21 protein-coding genes are annotated in these 22,376 nt (G+C 62.7%); 14 read left to right on the plus strand and 7 right to left on the minus strand.

Going from position 1 to position 22,376, the window contains the following annotated elements:
• Positions 1–19: 19 nt before the first annotated feature.
• From nuoC to BLO80_RS03190, 14 genes are all read left to right on the plus strand, one after another.
• A complete protein-coding gene (nuoC, locus tag BLO80_RS03125; protein ID WP_092326734.1) occupies positions 20–1,804 on the plus strand; it encodes an NADH-quinone oxidoreductase subunit C/D in 1,785 nt (594 codons plus the stop codon).
• A 2-nt stretch (positions 1,805–1,806) separates the two neighbouring features.
• Positions 1,807–2,304: an NADH-quinone oxidoreductase subunit NuoE gene (gene nuoE / locus BLO80_RS03130; protein WP_092196990.1), complete on the plus strand. Its 498-nt coding sequence runs from the start codon at positions 1,807–1,809 to the stop codon at positions 2,302–2,304.
• Positions 2,301–3,659: an NADH-quinone oxidoreductase subunit NuoF gene (nuoF, locus tag BLO80_RS03135; RefSeq protein WP_092326736.1), complete on the plus strand. Its 1,359-nt coding sequence runs from the start codon at positions 2,301–2,303 to the stop codon at positions 3,657–3,659. The genes nuoE and nuoF overlap by 4 nt, the downstream gene beginning before the upstream one ends.
• Positions 3,660–3,800: 141 nt before the next feature.
• Positions 3,801–6,515, plus strand: coding sequence for an NADH-quinone oxidoreductase subunit NuoG (gene nuoG / locus BLO80_RS03140; protein WP_092326738.1), 2,715 nt, complete (start codon positions 3,801–3,803; stop codon positions 6,513–6,515).
• Entirely contained in the window at positions 6,512–7,519 is a 1,008-nt protein-coding gene (gene nuoH, locus BLO80_RS03145) for an NADH-quinone oxidoreductase subunit NuoH (RefSeq protein ID WP_025212983.1), read from the plus strand. Before nuoG ends, nuoH begins: the two co-directional genes overlap by 4 nt.
• Positions 7,520–7,530: 11 nt before the next feature.
• The gene (gene nuoI, locus BLO80_RS03150; RefSeq protein ID WP_003180051.1) at positions 7,531–8,079 is read left to right on the plus strand and encodes an NADH-quinone oxidoreductase subunit NuoI; all 549 of its coding nucleotides are present in this window, start codon (positions 7,531–7,533) and stop codon (positions 8,077–8,079) included.
• Between the two features lie 9 nt (positions 8,080–8,088).
• Positions 8,089–8,589, plus strand: a complete 501-nt coding sequence (gene nuoJ, locus BLO80_RS03155) for an NADH-quinone oxidoreductase subunit J (protein ID WP_003180049.1) — start codon at positions 8,089–8,091, stop codon at positions 8,587–8,589.
• A gap of 4 nt (positions 8,590–8,593) precedes the next feature.
• A complete protein-coding gene (gene nuoK / locus BLO80_RS03160; RefSeq protein ID WP_003180046.1) occupies positions 8,594–8,902 on the plus strand; it encodes an NADH-quinone oxidoreductase subunit NuoK in 309 nt (102 codons plus the stop codon).
• Positions 8,899–10,752, plus strand: a complete 1,854-nt coding sequence (gene nuoL / locus BLO80_RS03165; RefSeq protein WP_092326739.1) for an NADH-quinone oxidoreductase subunit L — start codon at positions 8,899–8,901, stop codon at positions 10,750–10,752. The genes nuoK and nuoL overlap by 4 nt, the downstream gene beginning before the upstream one ends.
• 39 nt (positions 10,753–10,791) lie before the next feature.
• Positions 10,792–12,324 carry an NADH-quinone oxidoreductase subunit M gene (gene nuoM, locus BLO80_RS03170; RefSeq protein ID WP_092326741.1) on the plus strand — a complete coding sequence of 511 codons (1,533 nt, stop codon included), beginning with the start codon at positions 10,792–10,794 and terminating at the stop codon, positions 12,322–12,324.
• Positions 12,325–12,331: 7 nt separating this feature from the next.
• Positions 12,332–13,795: an NADH-quinone oxidoreductase subunit NuoN gene (gene nuoN, locus BLO80_RS03175; RefSeq protein ID WP_003203388.1), complete on the plus strand. Its 1,464-nt coding sequence runs from the start codon at positions 12,332–12,334 to the stop codon at positions 13,793–13,795.
• Between the two features lie 253 nt (positions 13,796–14,048).
• Entirely contained in the window at positions 14,049–14,321 is a 273-nt protein-coding gene (locus BLO80_RS03180; protein WP_092326742.1) for a CopG family ribbon-helix-helix protein, read from the plus strand.
• Positions 14,321–14,596, plus strand: coding sequence for a type II toxin-antitoxin system RelE/ParE family toxin (locus BLO80_RS03185; protein WP_092326744.1), 276 nt, complete (start codon positions 14,321–14,323; stop codon positions 14,594–14,596). The genes BLO80_RS03180 and BLO80_RS03185 overlap by 1 nt, the downstream gene beginning before the upstream one ends.
• Before the next feature lie 303 nt (positions 14,597–14,899).
• Positions 14,900–15,376 carry a hemerythrin domain-containing protein gene (locus BLO80_RS03190; RefSeq protein ID WP_072406835.1) on the plus strand — a complete coding sequence of 159 codons (477 nt, stop codon included), beginning with the start codon at positions 14,900–14,902 and terminating at the stop codon, positions 15,374–15,376.
• A gap of 56 nt (positions 15,377–15,432) precedes the next feature.
• On the opposite strand, the gene BLO80_RS03195 is transcribed toward BLO80_RS03190, so the two are convergent.
• The 7 genes from BLO80_RS03195 to BLO80_RS03225 all read right to left on the minus strand — a co-directional run bounded on the left by BLO80_RS03195 (position 15,433) and on the right by BLO80_RS03225 (position 22,297).
• Positions 15,433–16,311, minus strand: coding sequence for a LysR family transcriptional regulator (locus tag BLO80_RS03195; RefSeq protein ID WP_092326746.1), 879 nt, complete (start codon positions 16,309–16,311; stop codon positions 15,433–15,435).
• 261 nt (positions 16,312–16,572) lie between these two features.
• Positions 16,573–17,202: an isochorismate family cysteine hydrolase YcaC gene (gene ycaC, locus BLO80_RS03200; RefSeq protein ID WP_014337664.1), complete on the minus strand. Its 630-nt coding sequence runs from the start codon at positions 17,200–17,202 to the stop codon at positions 16,573–16,575.
• 147 nt (positions 17,203–17,349) lie between these two features.
• The gene (locus BLO80_RS03205) at positions 17,350–19,188 is read right to left on the minus strand and encodes an amidohydrolase (RefSeq protein ID WP_024617381.1); all 1,839 of its coding nucleotides are present in this window, start codon (positions 19,186–19,188) and stop codon (positions 17,350–17,352) included.
• 118 nt (positions 19,189–19,306) lie between these two features.
• Positions 19,307–19,942, minus strand: a complete 636-nt coding sequence (locus BLO80_RS03210) for an antibiotic biosynthesis monooxygenase (RefSeq protein WP_092326747.1) — start codon at positions 19,940–19,942, stop codon at positions 19,307–19,309.
• Positions 19,935–20,348 carry a DoxX family protein gene (locus tag BLO80_RS03215; protein ID WP_092326749.1) on the minus strand — a complete coding sequence of 138 codons (414 nt, stop codon included), beginning with the start codon at positions 20,346–20,348 and terminating at the stop codon, positions 19,935–19,937. Before BLO80_RS03215 ends, BLO80_RS03210 begins: the two co-directional genes overlap by 8 nt.
• The gene (locus tag BLO80_RS03220) at positions 20,345–21,292 is read right to left on the minus strand and encodes a LysR family transcriptional regulator (protein WP_060741535.1); all 948 of its coding nucleotides are present in this window, start codon (positions 21,290–21,292) and stop codon (positions 20,345–20,347) included. The genes BLO80_RS03215 and BLO80_RS03220 overlap by 4 nt, the downstream gene beginning before the upstream one ends.
• A 183-nt stretch (positions 21,293–21,475) precedes the next feature.
• Positions 21,476–22,297, minus strand: coding sequence for an alpha/beta fold hydrolase (locus tag BLO80_RS03225; RefSeq protein ID WP_092326750.1), 822 nt, complete (start codon positions 22,295–22,297; stop codon positions 21,476–21,478).
• Positions 22,298–22,376: the final 79 nt, after the last annotated feature.

Here is a 22,376-nt window from a genome sequence, read left to right on the forward strand (position 1 = left end):
CCGAAAGCGATAAATAACCATGACTACAGGCAGTGCTCTGTACATCCCGCCTTACAAGGCAGACGACCAGGATGTGGTCGTCGAACTGAACAACCGTTTTGGCCCCGAGGCGTTCACCGCCCAGCCGACCCGTACCGGCATGCCGGTACTTTGGGTTGCCCGCGCCAAACTCGTCGAAGTCCTGACTTTCCTGCGCAACCTGCCCAAGCCGTACGTCATGCTCTATGACCTGCACGGCGTGGACGAGCGCCTGCGCACCAAGCGTCAAGGGCTGCCCGACGGCGTCGATTTCACCGTGTTCTATCACTTGATGTCGATCGAGCGTAATAGTGACGTAATGATCAAGGTCGCCTTGTCCGAGAGCGACCTCAGCGTGCCGACCGTGACCGGCATCTGGCCGAACGCCAACTGGTACGAGCGTGAAGTGTGGGACATGTTCGGGATCGATTTCCCCGGCCACCCGCACCTGTCGCGCATCATGATGCCACCGACCTGGGAAGGTCACCCGCTGCGCAAGGACTTCCCGGCCCGTGCCACCGAGTTCGACCCGTTCAGCCTGTCCCTGGCCAAGCAACAGCTCGAGGAAGAGGCCGCGCGCTTCAAGCCTGAAGACTGGGGCATGAAGCGTTCGGGCGCCAACGAGGACTACATGTTCCTCAACCTGGGCCCGAACCACCCTTCGGCCCACGGTGCGTTCCGCATCATCCTGCAACTGGACGGCGAAGAGATCGTCGACTGCGTGCCGGACATCGGCTACCACCACCGTGGCGCCGAGAAAATGGCCGAGCGCCAGTCCTGGCACAGCTTCATCCCGTACACCGACCGTATCGACTACCTCGGCGGCGTGATGAACAACCTGCCGTACGTACTGTCGGTGGAGAAACTGGCCGGGATCAAGGTCCCGGAGAAGGTCGACGTCATCCGCATCATGATGGCCGAGTTCTTCCGCATCACCAGCCACCTGCTGTTCCTGGGTACCTATATCCAGGACGTGGGGGCGATGACGCCGGTGTTCTTCACCTTCACCGACCGCCAGAAGGCCTACACGGTAATCGAGGCCATCACCGGTTTCCGCCTGCACCCGGCCTGGTACCGCATCGGTGGCGTGGCCCACGACCTACCGCGCGGCTGGGAAAAGCTGGTCAAGGACTTCGTCGAGTGGATGCCCAAGCGCCTGGACGAATACACCAAGGCCGCCCTGCAGAACAGCATCCTCAAGGGTCGTACCATCGGGGTCGCCGCCTACAACACCAAGGAGGCCCTGGAATGGGGCGTCACCGGTGCCGGCTTGCGTTCCACCGGTTGCGACTTCGACCTGCGCAAGGCGCGCCCCTACTCCGGCTACGAAAACTTCGAGTTCGAAGTACCGCTGGCGGCCAACGGTGACGCCTATGACCGCTGCATGGTGCGCGTCGAGGAAATGCGCCAGAGCATCAAGATCATCGACCAATGCATGCGCAACATGCCGGAAGGCCCGTACAAGGCGGATCACCCGCTGACCACGCCGCCGCCCAAAGAGCGCACGCTGCAGCACATCGAGACCCTGATCACGCACTTCCTGCAGGTTTCGTGGGGCCCGGTCATGCCGGCCAACGAATCCTTCCAGATGATCGAAGCGACCAAGGGCATCAACAGTTATTACCTGACGAGCGATGGCGGCACCATGAGCTACCGCACCCGGATTCGCACCCCAAGCTACCCGCACCTGCAGCAGATCCCTTCCGTGATCAAGGGCAGCATGGTCGCGGACTTGATCGCGTACCTGGGTAGTATCGATTTCGTTATGGCCGACGTGGACCGCTAAGCATGAACAGCACGCTTATCCAGACTGACCGTTTCGCCCTGAGCGAAACCGAGCGCTCGGCCATCGAGCACGAGCTGCATCACTACGAAGACCCGCGCGCGGCGTCGATCGAAGCTCTGAAGATCGTCCAGAAGGAACGTGGCTGGGTGCCCGACGGCGCGCTCTACGCCATCGGCGAGATCCTCGGCATCCCGGCCAGCGACGTCGAAGGCGTCGCCACCTTCTATAGCCAGATTTTCCGCCAGCCAGTCGGCCGTCACATCATTCGCGTCTGCGACAGCATGGTCTGCTACATCGGCGGCCACGAATCGGTGGTCGGCGAGCTCCAGAGCAAGCTGGGCATCGGCCTGGGCCAGACCACCGCCGACGGCCGCTTCACCTTGCTGCCGGTGTGCTGCCTGGGCAACTGCGACAAGGCACCGGCGCTGATGATCGACGACGACACCTTCGGTGACGTCAAGCCAGATGGCGTCGCCAAACTGCTGGAGGGCTACGTATGACCCTGACTTCCTTCGGGCCCGCCAACCGCATCCAGCGTTCGGCCGAAACCCATCCCCTGACCTGGCGTCTGCGTGACGACGGCGAAGCGGTGTGGCTGGACGAGTACCAGGCCAAGAACGGCTACGCCGCCGCGCGCAAAGCGTTCGCCGACATGGCCAGCGACGACATCGTCCAGACCGTGAAAGACTCCGGCCTCAAGGGCCGTGGCGGCGCGGGCTTCCCCACGGGCGTGAAGTGGGGCCTGATGCCCAAGGACGAATCCATCAACATCCGCTACCTGCTGTGCAACGCGGATGAAATGGAACCCAACACCTGGAAAGACCGCATGTTGATGGAGCAACTGCCCCATCTGCTGATCGAAGGCATGCTGATCAGCGCCCGTGCGCTGAAGACCTACCGTGGCTACATCTTCCTGCGTGGCGAATACACCACCGCCGCCAAGCACCTGAACCGTGCCGTGGAAGAAGCCAAGGCCGCGGGCCTGCTGGGCAAGAACATCCTGGGCAGCGGCTTCGATTTCGAGCTGTTCGTCCACACCGGTGCCGGGCGCTACATCTGCGGTGAAGAAACCGCGCTGATCAACTCCCTGGAAGGCCGCCGCGCCAACCCGCGCTCCAAGCCGCCCTTCCCTGCCGCCGTGGGCGTGTGGGGCAAGCCGACCTGCGTGAACAACGTCGAGACCCTGTGCAACGTGCCGGCGATCATCGCCGACGGCGTGGACTGGTACAAATCCCTGGCCCGCGACGGCAGCGAAGACATGGGCACCAAGCTCATGGGCTTCTCCGGCAAGGTCAAGAACCCTGGCCTGTGGGAACTGCCGTTCGGCATCACCGGCCGCGAGCTGTTCGAAGACTACGCCGGCGGCATGCGCGACGGCTACACGCTCAAATGCTGGCAGCCCGGCGGCGCCGGTACCGGTTTCCTGTTGCCGGAACACCTGGACGCACAAATGTACGCCGGCGGCATCGCCAAAGTGGGCACCCGCATGGGTACCGGCCTGGCCATGGCGGTGGACAACAGCGTCAACATGGTGTCGCTGCTGCGCAACATGGAAGAGTTCTTCTCCCGTGAGTCCTGCGGTTTCTGCACCCCTTGCCGCGACGGCCTGCCGTGGAGCGTCAAACTGCTGCGAGCCATTGAAAACGGCGAAGGCCAGGCCGGCGACATCGAGACCCTGCTGGGTCTGGTGGGTTTCCTCGGCCCAGGCAAGACCTTCTGTGCTCACGCACCGGGTGCCGTGGAGCCGTTGGGCAGCGCGATCAAATACTTCCGCCCTGAATTCGAGGCCGGCATCGCGCCAACGCGCGCCGGGGACCTCAATCAGGTGGTCACGCCGACCATGGTCGGCGCGTAACGACGCTTTAAAAGGCGAAGGGTCCGTGCCCTTCGCCTTTCGTCCGATGACGCCTTTTACCCAGGCTGTTTGGATTCGGACGAACAACAAGATTCCATTAGCCACGCCCGCTGACACCGGGCCAACGAAGAACTTTGAACCATGGCCACTATCCACGTAGACGGCAAAGAGCTCGAAGTCGATGGCGCAGACAACCTGTTACAGGCATGTCTGTCCCTGGGCCTCGACATTCCTTATTTCTGCTGGCACCCCGCCCTTGGCAGCGTTGGCGCTTGTCGCCAGTGCGCGGTCAAGCAGTACACCGACGAGAACGACAAGCGTGGTCGGATCGTCATGTCCTGCATGACCCCCGCCACCGACGGCAGCTGGATCTCCATCGACGACGAAGAGGCGAAAGTGTTTCGCGCCAGCGTCGTCGAATGGCTGATGACCAACCACCCTCACGACTGCCCGGTCTGTGAGGAAGGCGGCCACTGCCACCTGCAAGACATGACGGTGATGACCGGCCACAACGAGCGCCGCTATCGCTTCACCAAGCGCACCCACCAGAACCAGGACCTCGGCCCGTTCATCTCCCACGAGATGAACCGCTGCATCGCCTGCTACCGTTGCGTGCGTTTCTACAAGGACTACGCCGGCGGCACCGACCTGGGCGTGTTCGGTGCCCACGACAACGTGTACTTCGGTCGCGTCGAAGACGGCACCCTGGAAAGCGAGTTCTCCGGCAACCTCACCGAGGTCTGCCCGACCGGTGTGTTCACCGACAAGACTCACTCCGAGCGCTACAACCGCAAGTGGGACATGCAGTTCTCGCCGAGCATCTGCCATGGCTGCTCCAGCGGCTGCAACATTTCCCCGGGCGAGCGCTACGGTGAACTGCGGCGCATCGAAAACCGCTTCAACGGCTCGGTCAACCAGTACTTCCTGTGTGACCGTGGCCGTTTCGGCTATGGCTACGTCAACCGCAAGGATCGCCCACGCCAGCCGCAACTGGCGGACGGCGCCAAGCTGAGCCTGGACGAAGCGCTGGACAAGGCCGCCGAACTGCTGCGCGGGCGCAACATCGTCGGCATCGGTTCGCCACGGGCCAGCCTGGAAAGCAACTACGCCCTGCGTGAACTGGTCGGTGCCGAGCACTTCTACAGTGGCATCGAAGCCGGCGAGCTGGAACGCATCCGCCTGGTGCTGCAAGTGCTCAAGGACAGCCCGCTGCCGGTGCCGACGATGCGCGACATCGAAGACCACGACGCGGTGTTCGTCCTTGGCGAAGACCTGACCCAGACCGCCGCCCGCATGGCCTTGGCCCTGCGCCAATCGGTCAAGGGCAAGGCCGAGGACATGGCCGACGCCATGCGCGTGCAGCCATGGCTCGACGCCGCCGTGAAGAACATCGGCCAGCACGCGCTGAACCCGCTGTTCATCGCCAGCCTCGCTGAAACCAAGCTCGACGACGTCGCCGAAGAATGCGTCCACGCCGCTCCGGACGACCTGGCCCGCATCGGTTTCGCCGTGGCCCACGCCCTGGACGCCAGCGCCCCGGCCGTCGACGGCCTGGACAGCGAAGCGGCCGCCCTGGCCCAGCGCATCGCCGACGCCCTGCTGGCGGCCAAGCGCCCATTGATCATCGCCGGCACCTCCCTGGGTTCCAAGGCCTTGATCGAAGCCGCCGCCAACATCGCCAAGGCCTTGAAGCTGCGCGAGAAGAACGGTTCCATCAGCCTGATCGTGCCGGAAGCCAACAGCCTCGGCCTGGCCATGCTCGGTGGCGAATCGGTGGACGCAGCCCTGCAAGCGGTGATCGACGGCAGTGCCGACGCCATCGTCGTGCTGGAAAACGACCTCTACACCCGCACCGACAAAGCCCGGGTGGACGCCGCCCTGAACGCCGCGAAAGTGGTGATCGTCGCCGACCACCAGAAAACCGCCACCACCGACCGCGCCCACCTGGTGCTGCCGGCGGCGAGCTTCGCCGAAGGCGACGGTACGCTGGTCAGCCAGGAAGGCCGCGCCCAGCGCTTCTTCCAGGTGTTCGACCCGACTTACCTGGACGCCAGCATCCTGGTTCACGAAGGCTGGCGCTGGCTGCATGCCCTGCGCGCCACCCTGCTGGACCAGCCGGTGGACTGGACGCAACTGGACCACGTCACCGCCGCCGTCGCTTCGAGCAGCCCGCAACTGGCTCGCATCGTCGATGCCGCGCCATCGGCTTCGTTCCGCATCAAAGGCCTGAAACTGGCGCGCGAACCGCTGCGCTACTCCGGTCGCACCGCCATGCGCGCCAACATCAGCGTCCACGAACCACGGACCTCCCAGGATAAGGACACCGCATTCGCGTTCTCCATGGAAGGTTACTCGGGCTCCGCCGAACCGCGCTCGCAAGTGCCGTTCGCCTGGTCGCCGGGCTGGAACTCGCCGCAAGCCTGGAACAAGTTCCAGGACGAAGTCGGTGGTCACCTGCGTGCTGGCGACCCGGGCACCCGCCTGATCGAAAGCCAGGGCGATGGCCTGAGCTGGTTCGCCAACGTGCCGCGCGCCTTCAACCCGGCACCGGGCACCTGGCAGGTCGTGCCGTTCCATCACCTGTTCGGCAGCGAAGAGAACTCTTCCAAGGCCGCACCGGTGCAGGAACGCATCCCGGCCGCCTACGTGGCGCTGGCCAAGTCCGAAGCTGACCGCCTGGGCGTCAATGACGGCGCCCTGCTGAGCCTGAACGTGGCTGGCCAGACCTTGCGTCTGCCGCTGCGCATCAATGAAGAACTGGGCGCCGGCCTGGTGGCCCTGCCGGCCGGCCTGGCGGGTATTCCACCGGCGATATTCGGCAAAACCGTCGACGGTCTGCAGGAGGCAGCGCAATGAGCTGGTTCACCCCTGAAGTGATCGCTGTGATCCTGACGGTCCTCAAGGCCATCGTGATCCTGCTGGCCGTGGTGGTCTGCGGCGCGTTGCTGAGCTTCGTCGAACGTCGCTTGCTGGGCTGGTGGCAGGACCGCTACGGTCCGAACCGCGTCGGCCCGTTCGGCATGTTCCAGATCGCCGCCGACATGATCAAGATGTTCTTCAAGGAAGACTGGACGCCGCCGTTTGCCGACAAGGTGATCTTCACCCTGGCACCGGTCGTGGCCATGAGCGCCTTGCTGATCGCCTTCGCGATCATCCCGATCACCCCGACCTGGGGCGTGGCGGACCTGAACATCGGCCTGCTGTTCTTCTTCGCCATGGCCGGCCTGTCGGTGTACGCGGTGCTGTTCGCCGGCTGGTCGAGCAACAACAAGTTCGCCCTGCTGGGCAGCCTGCGGGCCTCGGCCCAGACCGTGTCCTACGAAGTGTTCATGGGCCTGGCGCTCATGGGCATCGTGATCCAGGCCGGCTCGTTCAACATGCGCGACATCGTCGAGTACCAGGCCCAGAACCTGTGGTTCATCATTCCGCAGTTCTTCGGTTTCTGTACCTTCTTCATCGCTGGCGTGGCCGTGACTCACCGTCACCCCTTCGACCAGCCGGAAGCGGAGCAGGAACTGGCCGACGGTTACCACATTGAATATGCCGGCATGAAATGGGGCATGTTCTTCGTCGGTGAATACATCGGCATCATCCTGATCTCGGCACTGCTGGTGACGCTGTTCTTCGGTGGCTGGCACGGTCCGTTCGGCATCCTGCCGCAACTGTCCTTCGTCTGGTTCGCCCTGAAGACCGCGTTCTTCATCATGCTGTTCGTCCTGCTGCGCGCCTCGATTCCGCGCCCACGCTACGACCAGGTGATGGATTTCAGCTGGAAATTCTGCCTGCCGCTGACCCTGATCAACATGCTGGTGACCGCAGCGATCGTTTTGATGAACGCGCCAGCGGCCGCGGTTCAGTGAGGATTTGACCCATGTTCAAATATATTGGCGACATCGTTAAGGGTACCGGTACCCAACTGCGAAGCCTGGTCATGATCTTCGGCCATGGCTTTCGCAAGCGCGACACCCTGCAATACCCGGAAGAACCGGTCTACCTGGCACCCCGCTACCGTGGCCGCATCGTCCTGACCCGCGACCCCGACGGCGAGGAGCGCTGCGTGGCCTGCAACCTGTGCGCCGTGGCGTGCCCGGTGGGTTGCATCTCGCTGCAGAAAGCTGAAACCGAAGACGGTCGCTGGTACCCGGACTTCTTTCGCATCAACTTCTCGCGCTGCATTTTCTGCGGCCTCTGCGAGGAAGCCTGCCCGACCACCGCGATCCAGCTCACGCCGGATTTCGAAATGGCCGAGTTCAAACGTCAGGACCTGGTGTACGAGAAAGAAGATCTGCTGATTTCCGGTCCCGGTAAAAACCCTGATTACAACTTCTATCGTGTTGCAGGTATGGCCATTGCCGGTAAGCCAAAGGGCGCCGCGCAGAACGAAGCCGAACCGATCAACGTGAAGAGCTTGCTGCCTTAAGGAAGAAAGATGGAATTCGCTTTCTATTTCGCATCGGGTATCGCGGTGGTGTCCACGCTTCGTGTGGTCACCAACACCAACCCCGTGCACGCCCTGCTCTACCTGATCATTTCGCTGATCGCCGTGGCCATGACCTTCTTCGCCCTCGGCGCGCCGTTCGCCGGTGCCCTGGAAGTGATCGCCTACGCCGGCGCCATCATGGTGCTGTTCGTGTTCGTGGTGATGATGCTCAACCTCGGCCCGGCCGCGGTCCAGCAGGAACGCTCCTGGCTCAAGCCCGGCATCTGGGCGGGACCTGTGATCCTGTCCGCCCTGCTGCTGGGTGAACTGCTGTATGTGCTGTTCGCTCACCAGAGCGGCCAGGCCATCGGCCACACCACCGTAGGCGCCAAGGCCGTGGGCATCAGCCTGTTCGGTCCGTACCTGCTGGTGGTCGAACTCGCCTCGATGCTGCTGCTCGCCGCAGCCGTCACGGCGTTCCATTTGGGCCGTAACGAGGCGAAGGAGTAATCACATGCCTGCTATCCCTCTCGAACATGGCCTGGCGGTTGCCGGCATCCTGTTCTGTCTCGGTCTGGTCGGCCTGATGGTCCGCCGCAACATCCTGTTCGTGTTGATGAGCCTGGAGGTCATGATGAATGCCTCCGCCCTGGCCTTCATCGTCGCGGGCGCTCGCTGGGCGCAGCCGGATGGACAGATCATGTTCATCCTGGTGATCAGCCTGGCAGCCGCCGAGGCCAGTATCGGCCTGGCGATCCTGTTGCAGCTGTATCGCCGCTTCCACACTCTCGATATTGACGCTGCCAGCGAGATGCGCGGATGAACCTTCTCTTCCTGACTTTCATATTTCCTCTTGTCGGTTTCCTGCTGCTGTCGTTCTCCCGTGGACGCTGGTCGGAAAACCTGTCGGCGCTGGTTGGCGTGGGCTCCATCGGCCTGTCTGCCATCGTCACGGCCTACGTGATCTGGCAATTCAACGTCGCCCCGCCGGAAGGTGGCAGGTACGTGCAAGTGCTGTGGCAGTGGATGGCGGTGGAAGGCTTCACACCGAACTTCGCCCTGTACCTGGACGGCCTGTCGGTCACCATGCTTGGCGTAGTGGTCGGTGTGGGTTTCCTGATCCACCTGTTCGCCTCCTGGTACATGCGCGGTGAAGCCGGTTACTCGCGCTTCTTCGCCTACACCAACCTGTTCATCGCCAGCATGCTGTTCCTGGTGCTCGGCGATAACCTGTTGTTCCTGTACTTCGGCTGGGAAGGCGTGGGCCTGTGCTCGTACCTGTTGATCGGTTTCTACTACAGCAACCGCAACAACGGCAACGCCGCACTCAAGGCGTTCATCGTGACCCGGATCGGCGACGTGTTCATGGCCATCGGCCTGTTCATCCTGTTCCAGCAACTGGGCACGCTGAATATTCAGGAACTGCTGGTCAAGGCACCGGAACACTTCAAGGTCGGTGACTTCTGGATCGTCCTGGCGACCCTGATGCTGTTGGGCGGTGCCGTCGGTAAATCCGCGCAACTGCCACTGCAGACCTGGTTGGCGGACGCGATGGCCGGCCCTACCCCGGTCTCGGCACTGATCCACGCCGCGACCATGGTGACCGCCGGTGTCTACCTGATCGCCCGTACCCACGGCCTGTTCGCCCTGGCGCCGGACATCCTGCACCTGGTCGGCATTGTCGGCGGTGTGACCCTGGTGTTGGCCGGTTTTGCCGCCCTGGTGCAGACCGACATCAAGCGCATCCTCGCCTACTCGACCATGAGCCAGATCGGCTACATGTTCCTGGCCCTGGGCGTCGGTGCCTGGGAAGGCGCGATCTTCCACCTGATGACCCACGCCTTCTTCAAGGCCCTGCTGTTCCTGGCGTCCGGTGCGGTGATCGTGGCCTGCCACCACGAGCAGAACATCTTCAAGATGGGCGGCCTGTGGAAGAAGCTGCCGCTGGCCTACGCCAGTTTCATCGTCGGCGGCGCGGCCCTGGCCGCCCTGCCACTGGTCACCGCCGGTTTCTACTCCAAGGACGAGATCCTCTGGGAAGCGTTCGCCAGTGGTAACCAAGGGCTGCTCTATGCCGGCCTGGTGGGTGCGTTCATGACCTCGCTGTACACCTTCCGCCTGATCTTCATCGCGTTCCACGGTGAAGCCAAGACCGAAGCCCACGCCGGCCACGGCATTGCCCACTGGCTGCCACTGTCGGTGCTGATCGTGCTGTCGACCTTCGTTGGCGCCCTGATCACCCCACCGCTGGCCGATGTGCTGCCACAAAGCGTCGGCCATGCCGGCGGCGAAGCCAAGCACAGCCTGGAAATCGCCTCCGGCGCCATCGCCCTGGCCGGTATCCTGCTGGCCGCCCTGCTGTTCCTGGGCAAGCGTCGTTTCGTCACGGCGGTTGCCAACAGCGGCATCGGGCGACTCCTTTCGGCCTGGTGGTTCGCCGCCTGGGGCTTCGACTGGATCTACGACAAACTGTTCGTCAAGCCATACCTTGCGATCAGCCACATTCTGCGCAAAGACCCGCTCGACCAGACCATTGGCCTGATCCCGCGCATGGCCAAGGGCGGCCACACCGCCCTGAGCCGTACCGAGACCGGTCAATTGCGTTGGTATGCGGCTTCCATGGCGGCTGGCGCCGTGCTGGTTATCGGCGCCATCGTGCTGGTAGCGGTCTGATATGAACCTTGCGAACTTGCGAAAGGAAACGAGCCCGTCATGATTCTGCCCTGGCTAATCCTGATCCCCTTCATCGGCGGCCTGCTGTGCTGGATCGCGGAGCGCTCCAGCTCCACGCTCCCGCGCTGGATTGCGCTGCTGACCATGTCCCTGGAACTCGCGCTCGGCCTCTGGCTGTGGGCGACCGGCGACTATTCATTCGCTCCGGCCCCTGGCGCCGATCCGACCTGGGCACTTGAGTTCAAGCACGCCTGGATCGCGCGCTTCGGCATCAGCGTGCACCTGGCCCTCGACGGCCTGTCGTTGCTGATGATCCTGCTGACCGGCCTGTTGGGTATTCTCTCAGTCCTCTGCTCCTGGAAAGAGATCCAGCGTCACGTCGGTTTCTTCCACCTGAACCTGATGTGGATCCTGGGCGGTGTCGTCGGCGTGTTCCTGGCGCTGGACCTGTTCATGTTCTTCTTCTTCTGGGAAATGATGCTGGTGCCGATGTACTTCCTCATCGCGCTCTGGGGTCACAGTTCTTCGGACGGCAAGAAAACCCGGATCTACGCGGCGACCAAGTTCTTCATCTTCACCCAGGCTTCCGGCCTGATCATGTTGGTGGCGATCCTTGGCCTGGTGCTGGTCAACTTCAACAACACCGGCGTGATTACCTTCAACTACGCCGACCTGTTGAAAGTGCAGATGTCGCGCACCACCGAGTACGTGCTGATGCTGGGCTTCTTCATCGCGTTCGCGGTGAAGCTGCCGGTGGTGCCGTTCCACTCCTGGCTGCCGGACGCCCACGCCCAGGCGCCGACCGCCGGTTCCGTGGACCTGGCGGGTATCCTGCTGAAGACCGCGGCCTACGGCCTGCTGCGCTTTGCCTTGCCGCTGTTCCCCAATGCCTCGGCGGAGTTCGCGCCGATTGCCATGACCCTGGGCCTGATCGGGATTTTCTACGGTGCGTTCCTGGCGTTCGCCCAGACCGACATCAAGCGCCTGATCGCGTTCTCCAGCGTTTCGCACATGGGCTTCGTGCTGATCGGGATCTATTCCGGCAGCCAGCTGGCCCTGCAAGGCGCGGTAATCCAGATGCTCGCCCACGGTCTGTCGGCCGCCGCACTGTTTATCCTCAGCGGTCAGTTGTACGAACGCCTGCACACCCGGGACATGCGTGAAATGGGTGGCGTCTGGTCGCGCATCGCCTACCTGCCGGCCATCAGCCTGTTCTTCGCGGCCGCGTCCCTGGGCCTGCCGGGCACCGGCAACTTCGTCGGCGAGTTCCTGATCCTGATCGGCTCGTTCGTCAGTGCGCCTTGGATCACGGCGATTGCCACCTCTGGCCTGGTGTTCGGTTCGGTCTACTCGCTGATCATGATCCACCGCGCCTACTTCGGTCCGGCCAAGTCGGACGAAGTGTTGCGTGGCATGGACGGTCGCGAACTGATCATGGTGCTCGGCCTTGCGGTGCTGCTGGTTTACCTCGGCGTGTCTCCGCAACCGTTCCTCGACACCTCTGCCGCCACGATGCATGGCGTGCAGCAGTGGCTCGGCACCGCCTTCTCTCAACTCGCTTCGGCCCGGTAAGAGCGCTATGGAATTCACGATTCAACACTTTATCGCGCTTGCGCCGCTGTTGATCACCAGCGCCACGATCATCGTGGTGATGCTGGCGATCGCCTGGCGGCGCAATCACTCGCAGACCTTCCTGCTGTCGGTGGCGGGGCTGAACCTGGCCTTGCTGTCGATTTTGCCGGCCCTGAAAGTCGCGCCACTGGCGGTCACGCCACTGATACAGATCGACAGCTTCGCCTGCCTCTACATGGCGTTGATCCTGGTCGCCACCCTGGCCTGCGTCACCCTCGCCCACGCCTACCTCGGCGATGGCGGCTCGGGTTACCCGGGCAACCGCGAAGAACTGTACCTGCTGATCCTGATGGCCGCCGCCGGTGGCCTGGTGCTGGTCAGCGCGCAGCACCTGGCCAGCCTGTTCATCGGCCTGGAACTGCTGTCGGTACCGGTCTACGGCCTGGTGGCGTACGCCTTCTTCAACAAGCGCTCCCTGGAAGCCGGCATCAAGTACATGGTGCTGTCGGCGGCCGGTTCCGCGTTCCTGTTGTTCGGCATGGCCCTGCTCTACGCCGAAGCCGGTACCCTGAGCTTCGTCGGCATCGGCCAGGCCCTGGCGGCCACCGGCCTGCCTAGCCCGATCGCACAACTGGGCCTGGGCATGATGCTGATCGGCCTGGCGTTCAAACTGTCGCTGGTACCGTTCCACCTCTGGACCCCGGACGTCTACGAAGGCGCCCCGGCGCCAGTGGCGGCGTTCCTGGCCACCGCGTCGAAAGTGGCGGTGTTCGCGGTCATGGTGCGGCTGTTCCAGATCTCGCCCGTGGCCAGCAGCGGTGTACTGAGCAACGTGCTGACCATCATCGCCATCGCGTCGATCCTGTTCGGTAACCTGCTGGCACTGACCCAGAGCAACCTCAAGCGTCTGCTGGGTTACTCGTCCATCGCCCACTTCGGCTACCTGTTGATCGCCCTGATCGCCAGCAAGGGCCTGGCCGTGGAAGCCATCGGCGTGTACCTGGTCACCTACGTGATCACCAGCCTCGGCGCCTTCGGCGTGATCACCCTGATGTCCTCGCCGTACAACGGCCGCGACGCCGACGCCCTGTACGAATACCGCGGCCTGTTCTGGCGCCGTCCGTACCTGACCGCCGTGCTGACCGTGATGATGCTGTCCCTGGCCGGCATCCCGCTGACCGCCGGCTTCATCGGCAAGTTCTACATCATCGCCACCGGCGTCGAGGCTCACCAATGGTGGCTGGTCGGCTCCCTGGTGCTGGGCAGTGCCATCGGCGTGTTCTACTACCTGCGCGTGATGGTCACCCTGTACCTGATGGAACCGAACCTGCGTCGTCACGATGCCGAGCTGCACTGGGAACAGAAGGCAGGCGGCGTGATGCTGCTGGCCATCGCCGTGTTGGCGTTCTTCCTTGGCGTGTACCCGCAGCCGTTGCTGACTTTGGTCCAGCAGGCTGGCTTGACGGGTTGATCATCTAAGCGTCGTAACCACTGAAATGCCCGTATCGCGAGATACGGGCATTTTTTTTGGCTCTCGTTCGCGAAGAATGATACGAGATAAGCGCGGACTGATTCAGGTCCTTGACGCTGCCACCTTATTCAATATGATTAACTTTGAATCAGATTGCTGTACAACGATACAAAATAAATCGCTAATCATCGGCCTGGAAGCGGTTGTTTGAGAAGGCTGGCTATTCCCGCCCATTGATAAGGGGTCAACCATCATGGCAACCACCACGAAAACTCGCTCTGTCACCGCCCACGTCCCAGTGCAACTGGCCGAAAAAGTCGACCTGATGGCTGAGCGCCTTGAGCGCTCCAGGAACTGGATCGTCAAACAGGCTCTATCTGCTTGGATAGATCAGGAAGAGGAGCGCAGTCGTCTGACCCACGAGGCCCTGGCCGATGTTGACGCTGGCCGTGTAATTGATCACCAGGCGGTCCAGGCTTGGGCCGATAGTCTCAACACCGACACTCCGTTACCGGTCCCGCGCTGATGGGGTTGAAGTGGACCCGTAAGGCACTGTCCGACATAGCCCGACTCTACGAGTTTCTGGCATCGGTGAACCAACCCGCCGCCGCACGAACAGTACAACAGCTCACGACTGCACCGACCTCATTACTGGTCAACCCGCGCATGGGTGAACGTCTGGAAGAGTTCGAACCTCGGGATGTGCGCAGAATTCAGGTCGGCCGCTACGAGATGCGTTACGAAATAGTAGGTTCCACCCTGTACCTGCTGCGCCTGTGGCACACACGTGAGGATCGATAACGTCGACTCGGCCAGCCTGGTCGCGATGACAGCGGCACCTTCAACATCGATGCAAGCTGACCTACCGCTTTCGCGAGCAAGCCCGCTCCCACAGAAACTCAGCGCGCCTGCCAGTCAAAGTGCAAGACCCTTTCTCCCGCCCTCTTGCAGCTTGCACGAAACATGAAAAACCACCTTAATACAACCAATTGTTTTTAAACGTTTTTTTAAGACGCTTCGGCTGGCACGGCTGATGCAATTCATCTCATACGCGGCGTTGGCGCTTGAAGCCGACCCGTAACCGTGAATTGCCTGGAGCTACTTATGAACGCCATCGATCTGTTGAAAGCCGACCATGAACGCGTCAAAGCCATCCTGACTCAACTGAGCGAGTCGACCGAACGCGCCGTGAAAAAACGCACCGACCTGTTGGCGAAACTGGAAATGGAAATTTCCATCCATACCCGTCTGGAAGAAGAGATTCTCTATCCGGCTTTCAAGCAGGCGGGCGGCAAGGATGAGGCGGAAATGTATTACGAAGCCAAGGAAGAACACCGCACCGTCGATTCACTGGTGCTGCCGGATTTGAAAACCACCGACCCAACCCAGCCAGAATTTGCCGGTCGCGTGAAAGTGGTCAAGGAACTGCTTGAGCACCACATCGAAGAAGAAGAGAAAGAGATGTTCCCTCAAGCGAAAAAGCTGCTGGGCAAAGCCAAACTCGATGCCCTGGGTGAGGAAATGGAAACCATGAAAGCGCAGTACAAAAAAGAGCTGAGCAGCGCCAACCTCGCCGCCTGACTCTCAACGCCGTAATGCTTTAGCCCGTCCGTGACGGCTGAATGCATTGCGGCGTTTTACTGCATTTGTTCGCGCAGAAACTCCACCAGCGCCTGTACCGGGCGTGAGCCCTGGCGGTGTTGCGGGTAGACCGCCGACAGCGCCAGGGGCTCGGTTTCGAACCCCTCCAACACCTTGATCAACCGACCATCCTTCAAGGCATCGCCGAGAATGAAGGTGGGCAGGTAAGTGACCCCCATTGCGGCGATGGCCGCGTCCCTGAGCACATCGCCGTTATTGGCGCGCATGCGTCCCGTGACCTCCAGGGTCAACGGTTTGCCAGCCCCCGCGAAACGCCACTGCACCTGGCGGCTGTGACCATAGGGCAGGCAGTCATGATGGCGCAGGTCTTCCGGTCGCGTGGGTGTGCCTTTCTGCGCCAGGTAGGCGGGACTGGCGCAGTACACCCGCTCGATGGTCGCGATGCGCCGGGCAATCAGCGTCGAGTCCTCCAGCACGCCGATGCGCAGCGCCAGGTCATAGCCCTCCCCCAGCAGGTCCACCGAACGGTCGCTCAGGTCCACTTCGACGCTGACGCCCGGATGGCGCTGCAGGAACAACGGCAACAGGCTGCCCAGATGCGCCATGGCGAAGGACAGCGGTGCGCTGAGCCGAATCGTGCCGCGGGGCTCAGTGTTCTGGCCGCTGATCCCCTGCTCCACCTGTTCGACGTCATTGAGCAGGCGCAGCGACGCTTCGTAATAGCGCTGGCCCAACGGGGTGACGTCCAGCCGGCGGGTCGAGCGATTGAGCAGGCGTACGCCCAGGCGCTGTTCCAACGCCATGAGCTTGCGGCTGACGAACTGCTTGGACAGCCCCAGCTTGTCCGCCGCGGCGGTGAAACTGCCTGACTCCATGACCTGGGCAAAGATGCGCATTTCTTCGAAGGGGTTCATTGTCATTCCTGGGGTGGACAGTCAGGGGGATGAGTTGGGCATTGTGGATGGAGCAAGGCAGGTTGGAAAGATGTTGGATGGGCTGACGCTATCGCGAGCAAGCTCGCTCCCACAGGGTTCGGGGTGTATTCAGGCTCTGTAATCACTGGGAACCCATGTGGGAGCGAGCTTGCTCGCGATAGCGGCGGATCCGCTCGCAAGAACCTGATGCCAGGCACAAAAACGCCCGCACAAAGGCGGGCGTCATTGAGCATGAACCGCTTACTTGGCCGTCAACGCCGAGTAGCTGTTCATCAGGTTGCGGTAGTTCGGAATGCGCTGGGACAGCAGGTTGCCCAGGCCTTCGATGTCGTTGCGCCAGTCGCGATGCAGCTCACAGGCCACCGAGAACCAGTTCATCATCTGCGCACCGGCGGCGGTCATGCGGACCCAGGCGGCCTGTTGCACGGTCTCGTTGAACGTACCCGAGGCATCGGTCACGACGAACACGTCGAAACCTTCCGCCAGCGCCGACAGGGTCGGGAATGCCACGCAGACATCGGTCACCACGCCGGCAATGATCAGTTGCTTGCGGCCGGTGGCCTTGATCGCCTTGACGAAATCTTCGTTGTCCCAGGCATTGATCTGGCCTGGACGCGGGATGTAGGGCGCGTCCGGGAACATTTCCTTGAGCTCTGGCACGATCGGGCCGTTGGGGCCTTGTTCGAAGCTGGTGGTCAGGATGGTCGGCAGTTCGAAGAACTTCGCCAGGTCGGCCAAGGCCAGCACGTTGTTCTTGAACTCGTTGGGCGAGAAGTCCTGGACCAGGGAAATCAGGCCGGTCTGGTGATCGACCAGCAGGACCACCGCGTCGTCTTTGTTCAGACGGTTGTAGGCGGGAACGTTGCTCATGGGATGACTCCTTTAGGATGGATTGTGACAAAACCCTGGTGGGAGCGGGCTTGCTCGCGAAAGCGGTGTATCAGTCGACGAAAATGCTGAATGTCAGTCCGCATTCGCGAGCAAGCCCGCTCCCACAGGGGAATCTGTGTGGATCAGTCAGAAGGCAAAGCAGGAACAGCCAAACGCGCCCCAGAAGCCTTGGAAATCGCTGACCGGGACGTTCGACAGTCGTGCGCGTTCATGGCTGTGGGCATGCACGGTGCACGGGCCGCTGCACTGGTGGACCTGAGCCTGCAACGGTGAAGTCGGGCGCCAATGGCCCGGCACCTTGACCACCGGCGACCAGTCGGGCAGCACCGGAACGCTGGCCGGGCCGAGTTTTTCGAAGTCACCGGCGGCGTACACCACCTTGCCGTCGACCACGGTCAGCACCGACTCGATCCACTTGATGGCTTCTTCCTCGACGCTGAAGAAGTCCGCGCTCAGGGCCGCCAGGTCCGCCAGTTGGCCGACCTTGATCTGGCCCTTCTTGCCCTGCTCCGAGGAAAACCAGGCGCTGCCATGGGTAAACAGTTCCAACGCGGTCAGGCGCGGCAGGCCCTCTTCGTGCAACGAAAGACCGCCGACCGTGCGGCCGCTGACCATCCAGTACAACGACGTCCAGGGGTTGTAGCTGGAGACGCGGGTGGCATCGGTGCCGGCGCCCACCGGTACGCCTTCGGCCAACATGCGCTTGATCGGCGGCGTGGCTTCGGCGGCCTTGGCACCGTAGCGGTCGACGAAGTATTCGCCCTGGAAGGCCATGCGGTCCTGGATCGCAATGCCGCCGCCCAGTGCCCGCACACGTTCGATGTTCTTCGGCGTGATGGTCTCGGCGTGGTCGAAGAACCATGGCAGGCCGTTGAACGGAATATCGCGGTTGACCTTCTCGAACACATCGAGCATGCGGCTGATGGACTCGTCATACGTGGCGTGCAAGCGGAATGGCCAGCGTTGCTCCACCAGGTGCCGGACCACCGGTTCCAGGTCCTGCTCCATGCCCGGCGGCAGGTCCGGACGCGGCTCCAGGAAGTCCTCGAAATCCGCCGCCGAGAACACCAGCATTTCCCCGGCGCCGTTGTGCCGCAGGAAATCGTCGCCCTGGTGCAGCTTGACGCTGCCGGTCCAGTTCTTGAAGTCGCTGAGTTCTTCCTTGGGCTTCTGGGTGAACAGGTTGTAGGCGATGCGCACCGTCAACTGCTGCTCGCGGGCCAACTGCTCGATCACCGCGTAGTCGTCCGGGTAGTTCTGGAAACCGCCGCCGGCATCGATGGCGCTGGTCAGGCCCAGGCGATTGAGTTCCCGCATGAACTGGCGAGTGGAGTTGACCTGGTATTCCAGCGGCAGCTTCGGCCCTTTCGCCAGCGTCGAGTAAAGGATCATCGCGTTGGGCCGCGCCACCAGCATGCCGGTGGGCTCGCCCTTGCTGTCACGCACGATCTCGCCACCCGGCGGGTTCGGCGTGTCACGGGTGTAGCCGGCGACCCGCAGCGCGGCGCGGTTGAGCAAGGCGCGGTCATACAGGTGCAACACGAATACCGGCGTATCGGGGGCCGCCTGGTTGAGTTCTTCCAGGGTCGGCATGCGCTTTTCGGCGAACTGGAATTCGTTCCAGCCGCCCACCACGCGCACCCATTGTGGCGTTGGCGTGCGGTCGGCCTGGTCCTTGAGCATGCGCAAGGCATCGGCCAGGGACGGCACGCCTTCCCAGCGCAGTTCCAGGTTGTAGTTCAGACCGCCACGGATCAGGTGCAAGTGCGAGTCGTTGAGGCCGGGGATAACGGTACGGCCCTTGAGGTCGATGACCTGGGTGCCGCTGCCCCGCAGGGCCATGGCCTCGGCATCGGTGCCTACCGCGACGAAGCGGCCCTGGCTGATGGCGACTGCGCTGGCCCGAGGTTTCTCGCGGTCGACGGTATGGAATTGACCGTTGAATAGAATCAGATCGGCGTTCATCGGATTTCCTTCTGGATGAGTAGAGGCAAGGGACAGACGAGGCCAAAAAGCCGCCGCCGCGCTGAGCAGGGACCCGGCGGCCAACAGTTGGCGGCGCAGCGGGTCGGTCGGATCGTCCTTATTGGCCATGGCCGGGCTCCAGGTGCTCATGGGTCCTGGGTTGCAGCCAAGGCGCGAACAGGCGTGTCGCCAAAGGCATGCACACGTAGACCACCGAGAGCACGATGGTCAGGGTGATCAGGAACGTGGCCACCACGTAGTTGGAAAGGAAGGCATCGAGTTGCAGCACCGGCCCCCAGATCAGCGGCACCAGCAGCGTGTGGGGCAGGATCACCAGCAGCGTCACCACGGCCTGTTTCCAGCGCGGCGGCGGTGTGGCGGCGTCGGCCAGCGGGGCGAACCAGAATTCCTTGTGCGACCCGACTTCGGTCTGGTCGCCGTCGGCCAGCATGGGAGTGGCTTGCGCGACCAGCTCGCGGCGTTCGGGGGAGTCCAACCAGCGTTGCATGGTCTCGGTGGAGCAAAAACGCAGCACGCAGGTGAACAGCGACAACCCGCCCTGCTTGCCCCGCACCACATCCACGCCCAGGTGTCCGGGCCACTGACCGGCCAGGCCCACGATGCGGCGCAGCCAGGCCTCGTAGGCCGCGTCCTGGCCGGCCTTGATCCGGTGCTTGACCACTAGGGTCACGATTTCATCGAGGCCGGGTTTGGCCGGGCTCCCAGGAGAGTAGATGGTTTGAGATTCAGACATGGCGAAGCACTCCAACAAAACGCGCGTTCAGCGCCAGGCGCCCGGGCCCGGCGATCAATACGCTGGTAAATATGATCAACAGCAACCAACCGAACTGCCCTTCTTCCAGGCTCCATTGCGGATGCACCACCAGCAGCGCCACGGCCAGCAGAAACAGGATGGGCAAGCACGCCAGGCGCACCAGCACACCGGCCATGATCAGCAGCGGACACAACACCTCGGCAAAAATCGCCAGGATCAGGGTTGGCGCCGCCCCCAGGTGAAAGGGGTCTTCGATGCGGGTCAGCTCGACGCTGTAGTGCAACAGCTTCGGCAGCCCATGGACCCACAGCAGGAACAACCCGCCGCTCAGGCGCAGGAACAACAAACCCAGGTCCTGCCACGGGCGTTCATCGGTCATGTTCATCGGTGGGCTCCGTCCGGAGCGGCCGAGGCAGCGGCCGGCAATGGTTGGGACATGTGGCTGGCAATGCGCGAGCGCAGCCAGCGCTCGGCCGGGTCGTTGTCATGCACGCCGCTCCAGACCATCGACAGTTCAGCCGCATTGATCTCGAATGGCGGGTCCTCGGCACGCAGCGCGCAGCCTTCCACCAGCGCGCAGGCGGCATAGTCAGGCACGGTGGCGATCAGCTCGGTGCCCGCCAGCAAGGCTCGCAGCCCGCTGAATTGCGGCACCGCCAGCACCACTTTGCGGGTCCGGCCGATGCGGGCCAGGTCCAGGTCGATGTTGCCGCTCAAGTCGCCTGAAAACGACACCATGGCGTGGGGCCGCGAGCAGTACTCGTCCAGGGTCAGCGGCCCCGGGCGCTTGTCGCCACGCAAGACTTTGCAAGGAATGTCCCGCAGTTTCTTACGCTTGGCATTGGCCGGCAGATCGGTGGTGTAGCTCACGCCGACGCTGATTTCACCGCTGGCCAACAGCGACGACATCAGCAGGAAATTGGCCCGGCGCACCACCACGATGATCCCCGGCGCCTCTTCGCGCAGTTGACTCAGCAATGGCGGAAACAGGCCGAATTCGGCATCGTCGGACAGCCCGATGCGAAACACATCGCAACTGGTGGACGGGTCGAACGCCTTGGCCCGGCTGACCGCGCCGGAGATGGTGTCCATGGCCGGTTGCAGCTCTCGCAGGATCGCCAGGGCTCGCGGGGTCGGCTCCATGCCACGACCGTGACGGATCAGCAACGGGTCATCGAACAGATCCCGCAGCCGCCCCAGCGCCGCGCTCACCGCCGGCTGGCCCATGAACAGCTTTTCGGCGACGCGGGTCAGGTTTTTCTCGAACATCAGCGCCTCGAAGATCACCAGCAGGTTCATGTCGAGACGGCGTAAATCGTTGCGGTTCATGGGTTTTTGGGTCCTGTTGAATGCCAAGGGTTGGTGGAGTCCCTGTGGGAGCGGGCTTGCTCGCGAAGGCGCACCGACATTCAACATCTTCGTCGACTGACACTCCGCTTTCGCGAGCAAGCCCGCTCCCACATGAGATCTGTGCTTGCCTCATAGCATCAGGGCAAGTCCGGCACCTCCCCTTCAGCCCCGGATGAACGCCAGCAGGTCCGCGTTCAGCCGATCCTTGTGGGTATCGGTCAGGCCATGGGGCGCGCCCGGGTACACCAGCAACTGCGAGTTCTTCAGCAACTTGGCGGCGGCGATGCCGGCGGTCTCGATGGGGACCATCTGGTCGTCATCGCCATGGACCACCAGGGTCGGCACGTCGATGTTGCGCAGGTCTTCGGAAAGATCGGTCTCCGAGAACGCCTTGATGCAGTCGTAGGTGTTCTTGTGGCCGGCGAGCATGCCCTGCATCCAGAACCAGTCGATCATGCCTTGGGAGACTTTGGCGCCCGGACGGTTGGCGCCGAAAAACGCGCTGGCCACATCTTTGTATAGCTGAGAACGGTCGGCCAGGGAGGCCTGGCGGAAACCGTCGAAGACTTCGATGGGCAAGCCGCCAGGATTGGCCGCGGTCCTGACCATCAGCGGCGTCACCGCCGAGATCAGGCCGAGCTTGGCGACCCGGGCGGCGCCATGGCGACCGATGTAGCGCGCCACTTCCCCACCGCCAGTGGAGAAGCCGAGCAGCACCGCGTTCTTCAAGTCCAGGCGTTCGATCAGCTCGGCCAGGTCATCGGCGTAGGTGTCCATGTCGTTGCCGTCCCAGGGCTGGCTGGAACGCCCGTGTCCACGGCGGTCATGGGCGATCACCCGATACCCGTTGGACGCCAGGAACATCATCTGCCCCTCCCAACTGTCCGAGTTCAAGGGCCAGCCGTGGCTGAAGACCACCGGTTGACCACTGCCCCAATCCTTGTAGTAAATCTCGGTGCCGTCGCGGGTGATGAAGGTGCTCATGACATGACTCCTTGAGATGAGTGGATCGCTTTATGGTCTGGTCAGAGGGGGCATGGGCGTGAGTTAAACGTTGTTAATT

The sequence above is a fragment of the Pseudomonas sp. NFACC56-3 genome (genome assembly GCF_900100025.1).
Classification (GTDB): Bacteria; Pseudomonadota; Gammaproteobacteria; order Pseudomonadales; family Pseudomonadaceae; genus Aquipseudomonas; species Aquipseudomonas fluorescens_AA.